The following is a 13,504-nucleotide window of genomic DNA, read 5'->3' as shown; positions in this document are numbered from 1 at the left end:
GGCCTACAGCAGGCCGAGCGCCGCGACGAGGTGGGTCATCCCGGCGATGACCGGCACGAGGATGACCGTCCGCATGACGAACAGCGCCACGAGGTCGCGGAACCGGACGGGGACGTCGCTGAACATGTCCATGATCATCGGGCCGACGCTCGAGAAGAAGATGAGCTGGGAGACCGACAGCACCGCGATGAAGAACTTCGCCTTCGGCGCGGCCTCGGCCGCCAGCAGGACCGGGACGTACATCTCGGTGATGCCGACCAGGACGGCGGGCGCGATGGTCTCGGCGCTGGGCAGGCCGAGCGCCGCCAGCACGGGCGCGAGGGGAGCGCCGATGATCTCGAACGTCGGAGTGTACTCCGAGACCAGCACGGCCGCCAGGCCGACCGCGAGGATGGTGCCGAGGATGAGGCTGGTGAGTTTCAGCCCGTCGACGAACCCGCGCTTCGAGGCCTCGAGGAACGTCTCGCCCTCCTCGGCCTTGCCGACCGCCTCGCTGAGCGCGAGCCGGACGTAGTCGCCGGGCGATCCCGAGAAGGGGAGTTCGGGGTCGGGGTCCGCGATGTACTCCTCGGGCGTGGTGCTGATGGGCGGCACCCGAACCAGGATGACGGCGCAGATGACCACGCAGGCGAAGTACGCGCCGAAGATGACCGGGAACAGCCGGAGCATCCCGAGCGTGCTGGCGACGACGCCGACGAACCCGATGCTCACCGTCGAGAAGCAGGTCGCGATGGTGAACACCTCCCGCTTGTTGTACCCGCCCCGCTCGAAGACGTTCCGGGTGACGTAGAGGCCGACGCTGTACGAGCCGACCCACGACGCCAGGCTGTCGAGGGCGGCCCGGCCCGGCACCTTGAACAGCGGGTGCATCACCGGCCGGGCGAGGGTGCCCACGAACTCCAGGCCGCCCAGTTCCACGAAGATTGTGATGAACACCGCGCCGATGGGGATGATGACGCCGACGCTGTACACCAGCGTCGTCCACATGAACCCGCCGATGCCGGGCGCCCAGAGCCAGTCGGGGCCGGCGCGGAGGAACATCACCGGGGCGAGCAGCGCCCCCGCGACGCGGAGCGCCCAGAAGGCGTTCGAGCTGTCGAAGTAGTCGAGGTCCACCGGCCCGAGTTCGTCGACGCCGAGCCTCGCGAGCGTGGTCAGCCCCGCGCCCGCGACGATGATAGCCATCGCGTAGAGCCCGACCGCGTCCGGGAAGTTCTCGGTGAGGTACGAGACGGCGATGTCGAACGGGACGGTGATGCTCCCCTCCCAGGGTACCGGGAGGAGGAAGAAGAACGCGCCGACGGCGAACGCGGCCACGAACTTGACGATGGGCCCGGTGGCGAACTCGTTGAGGTCCACGTCGTCGATGCGCCTGACTGACGGTTCGGTGTCGACGGTCCACGTCTCCCGGCTTTCGGTAGACATTACCACTCGTACTGCACCGGTTCCCCATCAGTGCTCGCCCGACAAACGGAGGGTGATTTATACGTTCGGCCGCGACGAGACCCGGTTCGGTGCTTCGCTCGACCGCCCGACTACCAGTTCTGCGGCAGTTCGATGCCCGCCTCGTTGAGCCGCCGGTTGACCCGCTGGAGGTACTCCGACCGGATGGTGACGAACGCCTCGCGTGAGGGCTTGTCGATCCAGTACCTGGCCTGGACGCCCGCCCGGCCGTTGTCGAGGTTCACCACCCGGACGGTCGGGGTCGGCCGGTCGAGGACGTCGTCGTGAGCCTTCGCCTCCGCGACGAGCAGCGACGCCACCTCGCCGAGGTCGGCGTCGTCGGCCACGTGGAAGGTGTGGGAGATGCGCCGGGGCGACTTGGCGACCGCGTTCACTACGGCGTTGGTGGCGAGCTGGGAGTTCGGGACGGTCAGCAGTTCGTTGTCGAAGGTCCGGACCCGGGTCACCCGGAAGCTGATGTCCTCGATGACGCCCTCCTTGTCCTGCCACCGGATCCAGTCGCCGATGTTGAACTTCGGGTCGGTCACGATGAAGACGCCGCCGACGAGGTTGGCCGCGATGTCGCGACTGGCGAACCCAGCCGCCACCGTGAGCGCGGCGATGACCGTCGGCGGAATCGACAGCAGGTAGCCGTAGTCCGCCGTGTCGAGCGCGAGCCGGAGCGCCGCCAGGAACACCGCCACGTGGACGATCCGCACCAGCGCGCTGGCGATGGTCTCCTGGATCCGCCGCGTGGCGAACGCCCGTTCGGCCAGCGGGACGACGACCTTCCGCCCGACCAGGTACAGCGCGGCGAACACGACGACGAACACCGCGACGTCCCAGAGCAGGTCGATGTAGCCGCCGAGAGCGAGGTCCGAGACGTCGACCTGCAGGAGGACGACCGGCGCGTCCGGAACTGTCACTTGGAGGACCACGACGGACGCGAGTATAAAATTCCTGACCGCGAACACACGGCCGAGGTCTACGTCCGGTCCGGCCGGGTCCGGTACGCTCCGGGCGCGGTCACTCCGTCGGATACCGGACCACGCGGTTCCCGAAGAGGGTCCCGAGGTAGAGCGCGCCGTCGCGAGGCGTTGCGGACGTGACGCCGAACACGCCGCCCGTGGGGTCGTGGAGGCTCTCGACGACGTCGCCGTCGGCGTCGAGTCGGAGCACCAGTCCGTACGGTTCACCGGCGACCTGCCCGAGGACCGATTCGGGGAGCTTCCCGAGCTGGCGGACGACCCACGGATGGCGGTGAATCCGGTCGATCGTCTCGTCGCGGAGAGCCGGAATCGCCACCCAGTAGCTTCCGTCGCCGGCGGCGTCGACGTTGTCGGGGAATCCGGGGAGGTTCTCGGCGAAGTACTCGGACTCTCCCTCGCGGTCGCCGCGGTGCCAGTAGCGGGTGACGCGGTACCGCGAGGTCTCGGTGACCAGCAGCGAGTCGCCGTCCGGGCCGGGCGCGACGCCGTTCGCGAACCCCAGCCCGTCGAGTTCGACGGTCGTCTCCCCCTCGTCGGGGTGGTAGGCCAGCAGCCGCCCGGTGTCCCGCAGCTCGAACAGTTCGTCCTGGTACTGGTCGTGGACGGTCGCGTCCGAGAAGTAGACCGTCCCGTCGTCGGCGACGTGGAGGTCGTCGGCGTACGCGATGGAACGACCGCCGGCCCGGGTCGCCAGCGTCTCGACGTCGCCGTCCGGCCCGACCGACACCAGGCCGGCGTCCTCGGCGCACACGAGCAGGTCGTCGCCGTCGAACTCAAGCGCGAGCGGTCGCCCGCCGGTGCGGGCGAACACCTCCAGCGCGGCGTCGGTCGCGTCGGCGTCGACCGGGTCGACGGTCCGCCTGACCGTGCCGTCGGCCACGCCGGTGTAGAGGCGGCCCTCGTCGTCGAAGGCGACGTCCTCCGGCCCCTCGCAGGTGACGACGGTTTCCGACCCGGTCAGTGCGCGGTTCTGCGCGAGCGCACCGCGCAGGTCGGGCGGGTCCGGCGGACGCCACGCGGCGGGGTCGAGCCGCGAGTCGATCGCGGAACCGACGCCGAACGCCGCACCGACGAGCAGTCCGCCGCTCAGCACCGGATGGTCGCGCAGGAACCTGATAACCATGCGAACTATCGACAATCCTGACGAGTAAATACCCAACGGTCGGAGCGGCGGAGCGAGTACCAAGCGGTCGGGACGGCGGAGCGGGATACCGACGAACGACCGGGAAGGGGACGTCGGCCTCGAGACGGAAGAGGTCGCCGCGGGACCGAGAGCTCTCGGCGCGCGACTCAGTACGACTCCTCGGCGTCGATGGGGCCGCTGAACGCCGAGTACAGCACCGCGAAGTAGGTGAGCACCAGCGGGATGAGGAGCGCGGCCCCGACGGTCAGCAGTTCCACCGCGGGGGCGCCGATGATGGCCTCCTCGACGGTCAGGCCGGTCATCGGCTCGACGGTCGGGTACAGCAGCGCCGCGACCAGCGCGACCAGCGCCCCGGTCAGTCCGCCCGCCGCGCCGAGCGCGACGTAGGGGCGGTCCCGGCGGGCCGCCAGGACGTAGCCGACCCCGAGCAGGACCGAGCCGGCCACGAGCGCGGCCGGGACTGGCGTCAGGAGCGCGTCCCCGAACCCGGGGCGGAGCGCCAGCAGGCCGAGCGCGACCACGACGAGCGCGAGGTAGGCCGCCGCCGCCCGGACGCCGAGCGCCGGCATCTCGTCGCGGAGCCCGCCGGTGGTCTTCAGCCGGAGGAACGCCGCGCCCGACGCGACGTTGAGTGCGATCACGGCGAGGCCGACGACGACCGAGGCGAGCGCGACGCCGTCGACTCCGAGCAGCCAGTTGCCGGCGAACACCCCCAGCAGGAAGGGCGCGCCGACGCTGCCGGCGACGAACGCCCGGCCCCACCACCGCCGCCACGCCTCGTCCTCGCGCTGCTCGTAGAACTCCGGGGCCATCCCGCGGAGGATGAGCGTCCCGAGGACGCCGAACAGCAGGAGGTAGTGGCGGCTGAACAGCGCGGCGTACACCGCCGGAAACGCCGCGAACAGGCCGCCGCCGAAGACGACGAGCCAGACCTCGTTGCCGTCCCAGAACGGGCCGATGGCCGCGAGGCACTGCTCGCGCTCGTGGCGGTCGTCTCTGAGCGCGAAGACGGCGCCCACCCCGAAGTCCCAGCCGTCGAGGAACAGGAACATCGCGAGGAACCAGAACACCACGACGAACCAGAGGTCCGAGAGCGCCACCCCGAACCAGACGGTCCGGAGGGGAGACGGTTCAATCATCCTCGCTCACCTCCGTCGCTGCCGGCGCGATGCCGGGGTCGCGCTCGCGGTCCGGGAGGGTCGGTTCGGCCCCGTCCTCGGTCTCCGGCCCGCGCCGGATCAGTCGGCCGACGACGTAGGTGTACAGCGACAGCAGGACGAGGTAGCCGCCGACGAACCCCGCCAGCGTCAGGGTCGCCTCCGTGCCGGTGAGACCGGGCGAGACGCCCTCGGTCGTCCGCATCACGCCCTGGATGACCCACGGCTGGCGGCCGACCTCGGTGACGATCCAGCCGAGTTCGACGCCGAGGATACCCAGCACCGACGACGCCATCAGGGCCTTGTGGAGCAGGCGGTCCTCGAACAGTTCGCCGGTCCGCCACCGGTAGCCCGCCCAGAACGCCAACAGCACGAACCAGAACCCGAGCGCGACCATCGCCCGGAACGACCAGAAGACGACGGCGACCGGCGGCGAGCCCTCGAACTCGTTCAGGCCGGTGATCTCGGCCTGGGCGTTCCCGCCCGACGCGAGCCACGACGCCCCGCCCGGAATCCCGATGCCGAAGATGTCCTTCGCCCGGGGGTTGAGCAGGTCGTCGACGCTGGTCGGGAACGCGACGATGTACTCGGGGACGTAGCTGTCGGTCTCCCAGACCGCCTCCATCGCGGCGAACTTCTGGGGCTGGGTCTCGGCGACGTGGCGGCCGTACGCGTCGCCGTGGAGCACCTGGAGCGGCGCGGTGATCAGCAGGACGACCAGCGCGACCTTCAGGGTCGCCCGCCAGAACTCGGCGTCGAGGTTGCCCCCGTCGACCACGCCGAGGTGCCGGCGCCGGTAGACGTGGTAGGCCGCGACGCCCGCCATGAACAGCGCCACCGAGAGGACCGCGGCGTTCTGCATGTGGACGAACATCCAGGGGAAGCGGGGGTTCGCGTACGCGGCGATGGGGTCGGTGAGCAGCACGGTCAGCCGGCCGCTCTCGCGGGCGAGCTCGTAGCCCCGGGGCGTCTGCATCCAGGAGTTGGCGACCAGTATCCAGACCGCCGACAGCCACGTGCCGAGCCCGACCATGACCGACGACAGGAAGTAGAGCCGGTCGGAGACCCGCTCGCGGCCGAAGACGAACACCCCGAGGAAGGTGGCTTCGAGGAAGAACGCCATCATCCCCTCGACCGCGAGCGGGCCGCCGAACAGCTCGCCCGCGGCGGCCGAGAACGCCGCGAAGTTGGTGCCGAACTCGAACTCCAGCACCAGGCCGGTGACGGTGCCGACCGCGAAGCTCACGGCGAAGATCTTGGTCCAGAACCGCCGGAGCCGCTCGTAGAGGGCCTCGCCGGTCCGGACCTCCTTCCACGTGAAGTAGACGAGGAACGGCGCGAGCCCCATACTCATCACGGGGAAGATGATGTGGACGACGGTCGTCACCGCGAACTGAAGCCGGCTCGCGAGCGCCGGGTCTACCACGATTCGACCTCCGGCACCGGCGGGTCGTCGCGTTGGTCGGAGGGCGAACCCCGGCGGGGGCACGGCCGGACGCGTCGAACCCGCGGAGGACCGCGTCGGTCGCGCGGCGGGGTCAGTCGAGCGTGCGGGGAGCTATACCGCTCGGAAGTCGTCATACGCGACGGTAGGAACCGGGTACTCAAGAGGAGGCCAGCCCGTTCTCGGCCGAACGGAATCGGGGTCGAAGTAAAGTGCGTCGAGCACGTAGATTCGGGGTTAGGCCGAGTCGCGGCCGAGTCGGCGCGCCCGGGAGTCGATTCCGCGGGACCGAGCGGGGCGCTGCCAATCCTTAAGTGGTCCGGCGTGCGACGTATCACCAATGGGTAACAAGAACAAGACCATCTCCTTCCGGGTCAACGAGGACTCCTTCGAGACGCTCCGGGAGATCGCCGAGGAGCGGGACATCTCGCTCTCGGCGGTGTTCCGCGACTACGTGGACACGCTGGTGGCCCACGACGGCCGGGTCCAGGTCGTCCCGGAGAGCGAGATCGGCGAGGAGACCGACGGCGCGGAGTTCCCCCCGAAGGTCGAGGTGCCCAAGAGCTTCGTCCGGGAGCACGAGCGCCTCGAACTCGAGGCCGAGCACCTCCGCGAGCAGCTCCAGGAGTACAAGCAGTACGCGAGCCGCCTCCAGCAGGAGGTCGAGGAGCGCGACGACGTCGAGGAGGTCGTCCATCTCGAGGACCTGGACGACGAGCTCGACACCGACGACACCTACCGCATCGGGTGACTACCCGGACAGCGTCGACTTCTTCTCGCGGGCCTCTGCCGCCGCCTCCTCGTCGCCCTCCACGTCGGCCAGCTCCTCGACCGCCTCGAGCGTCCGGACCGAGTCGTCGAGGAACGAGAGGATGTCGCCGGGGTAGGCGTACACCATGTAGTCGTCGGTCATCACGTCGACGACGGCCTCCGGGCCGAGCCCCTGCTCGCGCAGTCGGAGGAGGTAGCGCATGAACTTCTTCTCGGCGCAGCCGCAGTAGGGGTTGGACTGGCAGTCGCAGTCGAGGAAGTCCTCGGCGAAGTCGAGGACGCGCTCCTGGGTCGTGTCGTCGAGCTGCGCCAGGTTCTCGCCCTGGAACAGCATGTCGAGGGTCGCGCCCTTGAACGCTCCCTTGGGGATGTTGGTCTCGAGCTGGGAGCCGATCTGGCGGTGATTCTTGACGTAGATCTTGTCTGTGACGGCCACGCTTGGGCGTTGGTTGGGTGCTGGCGCCCAAAAGGGTGTCGTCGCCCGGCAGCGCCGGCGCGGCCGCCTGCGTCGGCGACGACGCGGCGGTCGTCCGGTACCGCGCCGCCTGTGACCGACTGCCAGTATCGCGCGGAGTCGTAACGTATTTTAATTCCTGGCGACTATCCCCACGTACGTGTCCGGGTTGGGGTAGTGGACCATCCTTCAGCCTTGTGGAGGCTGAGACGCGGGTTCGATTCTCGCACCTGGACCTTTCTGGCGACGAACGAAGCGAGGAGCCGACAGTCCATCGGTGCGAGAATCGAACCCTGCGAGACGTGCTCGCTTCGTTGCGCGCCTCGCAGGGTCCGATTCTCGCATCTGGATCGTCCACCATCCGACGCTTCTACAGTCGAGGCAGAGTTCCGTCTAGATTCATTACTCATCTGAACTGTTTCGGCGATCGTTCTCCGGAACGCCGGGTTCAGCCGACGTAAACGTCCGGTCAGCCCGCAACTGAACCCGCCACAACCGCGACCTGCCGCCGGGAACACGGCCCATAACAAAGTCCGAATCGGCCATCAGACGTAGATGCGCCCGACGGCTCGGGCGCAGAGCGTGCAACGGACGGCCGCCGGCGTCGCCGGAGGCTCTGGTGGCGGGCTGGCCTCCCGCCGTCGTGTCACCAACCCTCCCGCGAAAGTTCTCGTTCCGGGGCGCCGTGCAGTCTCGCTATCTCCTTTCGGTTCTCCGCGACCGATTCGATGCGTCCCCCTTCCTCACTCTCCCTCTTTGGTACTCCGCGACCACCGCGCGGTCCGGCGGTCCCCCGACGGGACGTTTCTGTTAGGGCCGCAATCGGAAATCCGGCGTTTCTCTCGGCGCCGTGGAAAACGACCTGCAGGTTTCTTCCGCGACTCTCCCGATTCGCGAGTGGCAATGGTTACCAACAACGACGCGGAGCGGGCCGACGGCGACGTGTCCCGGCGGGGGTTCCTCCGGGCGACCGGGGCGGCGGGGGCGTCGGTCGCGCTGACGGGAACGGGCGCGGCGGAGAGCGACGGCGAAGTGACCGACCAGCAGACGACGACGCAGGGCCAGTCCGGCGGGACGCTGAGGCTCATCAACCAGTCGATGAGCACGCTCGACCCGGTGAAGGCCTCCGACACGGCGTCGGGCGAGGTCACGGGACAGATATTCGACGGCCTGCTGAACTGGCCCGACGGCGGCATCCCGGTCGAACCGCTCATCGCCGCGGGGTACGAGCGGTCCGACGACTTCACGACGTACACGTTCGACCTCAAGCAGGGGGTGCAGTTCCACAACGACGACGAGGTGACGGCCCAGGACATCGTCTACTCGTGGGAGCGGCTCGCCGCCTCGGACAACTCCCGGGCGAAGGCGGACATCCTCACGTCGGTCGGCGTGGTCCACGAGACCGACGACGAGGGCGCGTACGTCCCGGAGTCGATGGGCGTCGAGGCGGTCGGCGACTACACGGTCCGGCTGAACATCGAGCAGCCGTTCGCGTCGGTGCTGCAGGTGCTCGCCAACAACCAGTTCGCGGCCGTGCCCGAGGGCATCGTCGGGGACATCCAGGGGTACGACGGCCGGATGGACTACCAGCAGTTCGCGACCGCGAACCCCGTCGGCGCCGGCCCGTTCACCTTCGAGAACTGGTCGCGCGAGACCGAGGCGGTGGTCTCGGCGTTCGAGAACTACCACGGGACGGGACCGCGGGTCGACCGGGTCCACTGGCAGATCATCACCAGCCCGAACGCCCGGTACAACTACGCGATGAACCGGAACGCCGACGCGTTCACCATCCCGACCTCCCGGTACGACCAGAGCAAGGTGAGCGTCGAGAACACCGACGAGAAGGGCCGGGAGGTCGGCACGTACGGGCCGGCCCGGAACGGCGAGACCCTCGACTACCTCTCGGTGGTCACGCTCAACGTCTTCTACATCGGGTTCAACATGACCCGGGTCGAGGAACCGGCCCGGAAGGCGACCGCCTACGCGATGAACCAGCAGCAGGTCATCGACCAGGTGTTCAAGGGCCGGGGCAGCGCGGCCTACCACTACACCGCGCCGCCGGTGTACCCCGGCGGGGCGTCGGCCTACGAGCAGCACGCCGAGCAGAACTACCCGTACGGGTACGACCAGACCCAGCTCGACCAGGCCCGGCAGGTGATGGAGGAGGCCGGCTACGGCCCGAACAACAAGTACTCGTTCGAGCTCATCGCCTACGAGTCCTCGCAGGCGTGGCAGAGCGTCGGCCAGCTCCTCCGGGACAAGCTCGCCAGCGCCCACATCGACCTGAACATGCGGGTCGCCCCGTTCTCGGCGCTGCTCAAGCAGGTCCGACAGGGCAACGTCGACGCGTTCACGCTGGGCTGGATCGTGCCGTGGGCCGCACCCGACGCGTTCGTCAAGCACCTCAACCCGGCGACGTCGGACCCCTCGCTGGGCGCGCCCGAGTCGTACAACAACTGGCCGGAGGACTCCCAGTCGGCCCAGCGGGCGATCCAGGCGTGGCAGAAGATACAGAACAACCCCGCACCGACCGACCAGGCCCGGCAGGTGCGCACCGAGGCGGCGATCACCATGGAGGAGGCCAACTGGGAGGCGATGGCGAACCTCCCGGTGTACCACGAGAGCGAGGAGCGGTTCCACTACCAGTGGGCCGACCTCCAGAAGTTCGGCGTCGGCGGGAGCTACAAGCAGAAGTACAACGAGGCGACGGTCGGCGACCGGCCCTGACGACGGGGTCGCGGTCCCGGGGACTCAGAACTCGTCAAGGCCGGTCTGGACGTCCTCCTCGGCCGGCACTTCCTCGACCAGGTCTGGCGAATCGTTCGCGGGGTCGCCGAGCGCCGAGGGAACGGGATACGCGTGCATCTCCGGGGTCGGCGACGGGCCGAGCAGGTCGGTCAGCGCCTCGGGGTCGTCCTCGCGGAGCCAGCGGCGCTCGCCCTCGGGGTCGAGCACGACCGGCATCCGGTGGTGGACCGGTTCGGCGACGGCGTTCGGCTCGGTGGTGACGACGGTGAAGGTCGCGCCGGCGCCGTCGGTTTCGTTCGCACTCCCCTCGTCCCCGTCGTCCGCGCCCGGTGCCGGCTCCCACAGGCCCGCGAGCGCGAACGGCTCGCGGTCCTCGCGCTCGACCCGGTAGGGCTGCTTGCCGGTGGGCGTCCCCTTCCAGTCGTAGAAGCCGTCCGCGAGGACCAGACACCGGCGCTCGGCGAACGCCTCGCGGAAGCTGGGCTTCTCGGTCAGCGTCTCGGCCCGGGCGTTGACGTGCCCCGACGACGACGGGCCGTCGGCCCACGTCGGGACGAGTCCCCACGTCGGGAAGCGGATTGACTCGGGGTCGTCGTTCCGGACGACCGGGTGGTCCTGACCGGGCGCGACGTTGTACCGGGGGTCGAGCTCGCGGACCGGGTCGGCGTCGAACCGCTCGGCGAGCAGGCCGGGCGGCGCGAACAGCGAGAGTCTGCCGCACATGCTACCTGGAGGGCCGCTCGGCCTCGCTCACGGGCTGGTCGGCGGGGGTGATCCGGTCGGCCCGGCCGCTCTTCTGGATGATGTCGAAGGCGGTCACCAGGTCGGTCCGCGAGACCAGCCCGGTGAGCTCGCCCTCGGCGTCGATGACCAGCAGGCGGCCGACGCCGTGCTGCTGGATCTTCTCGAACGCCGACATCGCGTCGTCGGAGGCGGGAATCGTCTTGAGGTCGCGGCTCATCACGTCCGCGACGGTGTAGGCGTCGCGCTCGACCTCCGTCACCTCGCGGGCGTCGTCGAGGGTCACCATCCCGACGAGTTCGCCGTCCTCGAGTACCGGGTAGCCGGTGTGGCGCTGGCGGAACATCGTCTCCATCAGGTCGGCGACCGACATGTCGGGCTCGACCGTATCGAGGTCGTCCGCGGAGGTCATCACGTCCCGGACCCGCACGTCGCGGAACGCCGCGTTCATCACGGTCTGCTGGGCCTCGCTGGTCGCGCCGATGTAGATGAAGAAGGCGATGCCGATGAGCAGCCAGTTGCCGAACAGGCCGAACAGGCCGAGCAGGATGGCGAACAGCTTGCCCACCTCGGCGGCGATCCGGGTGGCCTCGGCGAACGACCGGGTCCGGCCCAGGATCGCGCGGAGCACCCGGCCGCCGTCCATCGGGAACCCCGGCAGGAGGTTGAACGCCGCCAGCGCGACGTTCATCAGCGCGAGGTAGCCGAAGAGGAACCGGACCGTCGGCAGCCCGTCCGGGACCGCGAACAGCGCCAGGTAGGAGACGACCCCCAGCGCGACGCTGACCGCCGGCCCCGCGATGGCGATGGCGAACTCCTGCTTCCAGTTCTCGGGCTGTTCGGTCAGCTGGGCGATGCCGCCGAAGATCCACAGCGTGATGGAGTCGATGGGGAACCCGTAGCGCATCGCGACCAGCGAGTGGCCGAGCTCGTGGAGCACCACCCCCGCGAACAGCCCGACGGCGGCGGCCGCGCCCAGAATCCACTGCAGGTTGCCCGTCGTGAGCGCGGTCCGACTGAGGTCGGGGTCCAGGAAGAAGTTGAGGTTGTCCACCCAGAGGCCCACCTGCGAGCCGATGAGCCACGCGAACACCGGCAGGATGAGCAGGAACGTCAGGTCGAGTTTGATGGGGATGCCGAACGCCCGCCCGACCGTGAAGCTTCTCATACGTGTGGTTAGCTGTGGCAGGCTCTTAACAGTAGGGCCGCGAGCAGGCGTCGACGCGTACCGTCGGATTTCGAAGGGCCGATAATCGGATTAACTTAGGCCTTGCGGCCAAGTCAAAGTATTCAAGAGGCCCCCTGAGACACTGACGTACAACGTGGCAGACACCGAATATTGCAGACGGACGGCAGTAACCGGACTTTCCGTGTCTCCGACGGACGCCACACGCCTTCGGGAGCTGGTCGAGGAGTGGAAGCGCGGCTGCCAGCTCGCGGTCAACGAGGCCTGGGGTGTCTGTCACACGAGAAGCGAGGTCCAGCAGCTCGCGTACGACCGCCTGCGGGAGGAGACCGACCTCGGGAGCCAGCACGCCGTGCTGGCGACCCACCGCGCGGCCGAGGCCATCAAGCGCAGCCGCCAGCGGGACGGCGTCGCCGGGAGCGACGCGACCGGCGGCTCGTCGGGCTGGCCCGACGGCGGCAAGCCCGAGTTCACCACCCCGACCGTCGCGTTCGACACCCGGACGATGACGGTGTTCGACGACCGGACGGTCAGCCTCACCACGACCGGCGAGCGCGTCCGGTGCGAGTTCGACCTCCCCGCGGACGGCGGCTACCAGTCGCAGTACCTCGACGACGAGAGCTGGGAGCCGGCCAAGAGCGCCCTCCACTACCGCGACGGGGAGTTCACCTTCCACCTCGGATTCCGGACGCCCAGCCCGGCGGTCGACCCGCCGACCGAGGGCGCGACGGTGCTCGGCGTCGACCTCGGCGTCGAGAACCTCGCGGTCACCAGCACCGCCCGGTTCTTCGACGCGGGCGAGCTCAACCACCGCCGCGAGGAGTTCGAGCGGGTCCGAGCGTCGCTCGACGCCACCGGCACCCGGAGCGCGGCCCGGACCCTCCGGCAGGCCGGCGAGCGGCTCGACGGGTTCGTCCGCCAGCGCCTCCACGAGGTGGCCAACGGCATCGTCGACGAGGCCGACGAGTACGACTGCGAGCTCATCGCGTTCGGCGAACTGAGCGAGGTCCGCGAACTGCTCCCCGAGGCGGGCCCGCTCCACGAGTGGCTGTTCGAGCGACTCCTCTCGTTCGTGGAGTACCGCGCCGCCGAGCGTGGCATCGCGGTCGTAGAGGTCAACCCCGAGTACACCAGCCAGCGGTGCATGGAGTGCGGGTTCACCCATCCGCAGAACCGCGACCTCGAGCGTCGGCAGTTCGAGTGCCTGAAGTGCGAGGCGTCGGCCCACGACGACTACAACGCCGCCAAGAACATCGCGTTCCGGTGCGTGCGCCGCGGCCCGCTGTCCTCGCGGGGGCTCGGCGCCGCGGCCTGCGCGCTCCGGTCGGGCGTGGTGACCCCCGACGACGGGTTCACGCCCTACGCGGAGATCTCGGAGGCGCCGAAGTCCGATTGAGTCGCCGAGTCTGGTCCCGATTCACCGCACC

The 13,504-nt window shown here is 69.3% G+C and carries 11 protein-coding genes and 1 tRNA gene; 4 read left to right on the top strand and 8 right to left on the bottom strand.

The genetic code is table 11. The annotated features are described in order from the left end of the window. Window positions 1-3: 3 nt before the first annotated feature. From DVR07_RS16675 to DVR07_RS16655, 5 genes are all read right to left on the bottom strand, one after another. On the bottom strand, window positions 4-1,425 hold the full coding sequence (locus DVR07_RS16675) for a YjiH family protein (protein ID WP_115798451.1): 1,422 nt from the start codon (window positions 1,423-1,425) through the stop codon (window positions 4-6). 110 nt (window positions 1,426-1,535) lie between these two features. Then, window positions 1,536-2,369, bottom strand: a complete 834-nt coding sequence (locus DVR07_RS16670; RefSeq protein WP_162829611.1) for a mechanosensitive ion channel family protein — start codon at window positions 2,367-2,369, stop codon at window positions 1,536-1,538. A gap of 100 nt (window positions 2,370-2,469) precedes the next feature. Then, on the bottom strand, window positions 2,470-3,555 hold the full coding sequence (locus tag DVR07_RS16665) for an SMP-30/gluconolactonase/LRE family protein (RefSeq protein WP_115798450.1): 1,086 nt from the start codon (window positions 3,553-3,555) through the stop codon (window positions 2,470-2,472). A 167-nt stretch (window positions 3,556-3,722) separates the two neighbouring features. Next, complete coding sequence (locus DVR07_RS16660) at window positions 3,723-4,715, bottom strand: cytochrome d ubiquinol oxidase subunit II (RefSeq protein ID WP_115798449.1); 993 nt, start codon at window positions 4,713-4,715, stop codon at window positions 3,723-3,725. After that, window positions 4,708-6,159: a cytochrome ubiquinol oxidase subunit I gene (locus DVR07_RS16655; protein ID WP_115798448.1), complete on the bottom strand. Its 1,452-nt coding sequence runs from the start codon at window positions 6,157-6,159 to the stop codon at window positions 4,708-4,710. Before DVR07_RS16655 ends, DVR07_RS16660 begins: the two co-directional genes overlap by 8 nt. Before the next feature lie 358 nt (window positions 6,160-6,517). On the opposite strand from DVR07_RS16655, the gene DVR07_RS16650 reads away from it, so the two are divergent. Further along, window positions 6,518-6,928, top strand: coding sequence for a ribbon-helix-helix protein, CopG family (locus tag DVR07_RS16650; RefSeq protein WP_115798447.1), 411 nt, complete (start codon window positions 6,518-6,520; stop codon window positions 6,926-6,928). Here the strand turns inward: DVR07_RS16650 and DVR07_RS16645 are convergent, their stop codons facing one another. Then, entirely contained in the window at window positions 6,929-7,384 is a 456-nt protein-coding gene (locus DVR07_RS16645) for a DUF5814 domain-containing protein (protein WP_115798446.1), read from the bottom strand. It lies immediately after the preceding gene. Between the two features lie 181 nt (window positions 7,385-7,565). On the opposite strand from DVR07_RS16645, the gene DVR07_RS16640 reads away from it, so the two are divergent. Then, window positions 7,566-7,638, top strand: a tRNA-His gene (locus tag DVR07_RS16640). Window positions 7,639-8,305: 667 nt separating this feature from the next. Continuing rightward, window positions 8,306-10,129 (top strand): ABC transporter substrate-binding protein, encoded by a 1,824-nt coding sequence (locus tag DVR07_RS16635; protein WP_115798445.1) that lies wholly within the window; start codon window positions 8,306-8,308, stop codon window positions 10,127-10,129. Between the two features lie 24 nt (window positions 10,130-10,153). On the opposite strand, the gene DVR07_RS16630 is transcribed toward DVR07_RS16635, so the two are convergent. Both DVR07_RS16630 and DVR07_RS16625 read right to left on the bottom strand, forming a co-directional pair. Beyond that, entirely contained in the window at window positions 10,154-10,873 is a 720-nt protein-coding gene (locus DVR07_RS16630; protein WP_115798444.1) for an SOS response-associated peptidase, read from the bottom strand. 1 nt (window position 10,874) lies between these two features. Next, window positions 10,875-12,059 (bottom strand): CBS domain-containing protein, encoded by a 1,185-nt coding sequence (locus DVR07_RS16625; RefSeq protein WP_115798443.1) that lies wholly within the window; start codon window positions 12,057-12,059, stop codon window positions 10,875-10,877. Window positions 12,060-12,213: 154 nt separating this feature from the next. Here DVR07_RS16625 and DVR07_RS16620 point away from each other — a divergent pair, with 154 nt between their 5' ends. After that, window positions 12,214-13,473: an RNA-guided endonuclease InsQ/TnpB family protein gene (locus DVR07_RS16620; protein WP_115798442.1), complete on the top strand. Its 1,260-nt coding sequence runs from the start codon at window positions 12,214-12,216 to the stop codon at window positions 13,471-13,473. Window positions 13,474-13,504: the final 31 nt, after the last annotated feature.

The sequence above is a fragment of the Halorussus rarus genome (assembly GCF_003369835.1).
In the GTDB taxonomy this organism is placed as follows: Archaea; Halobacteriota; Halobacteria; order Halobacteriales; family Haladaptataceae; genus Halorussus; species Halorussus rarus.
Note: the sequence above shows the minus strand (reverse complement) of the source record. Positions and strands in the feature narration are given on the sequence as shown.

Coding starts and splice junctions, on each gene's coding strand:
- DVR07_RS16675 (WP_115798451.1), bottom strand. CDS start 1,425: ATGTCTACCGAAAGCCGGGAGACGTGGACCGTCGACACCGAACCGTCA.
- DVR07_RS16665 (WP_115798450.1), bottom strand. CDS start 3,555: ATGGTTATCAGGTTCCTGCGCGACCATCCGGTGCTGAGCGGCGGACTG.
- DVR07_RS16660 (WP_115798449.1), bottom strand. CDS start 4,715: ATGATTGAACCGTCTCCCCTCCGGACCGTCTGGTTCGGGGTGGCGCTC.
- DVR07_RS16650 (WP_115798447.1), top strand. CDS start 6,518: ATGGGTAACAAGAACAAGACCATCTCCTTCCGGGTCAACGAGGACTCC.
- DVR07_RS16635 (WP_115798445.1), top strand. CDS start 8,306: ATGGTTACCAACAACGACGCGGAGCGGGCCGACGGCGACGTGTCCCGG.
- DVR07_RS16630 (WP_115798444.1), bottom strand. CDS start 10,873: ATGTGCGGCAGACTCTCGCTGTTCGCGCCGCCCGGCCTGCTCGCCGAG.
- DVR07_RS16625 (WP_115798443.1), bottom strand. CDS start 12,059: ATGAGAAGCTTCACGGTCGGGCGGGCGTTCGGCATCCCCATCAAACTC.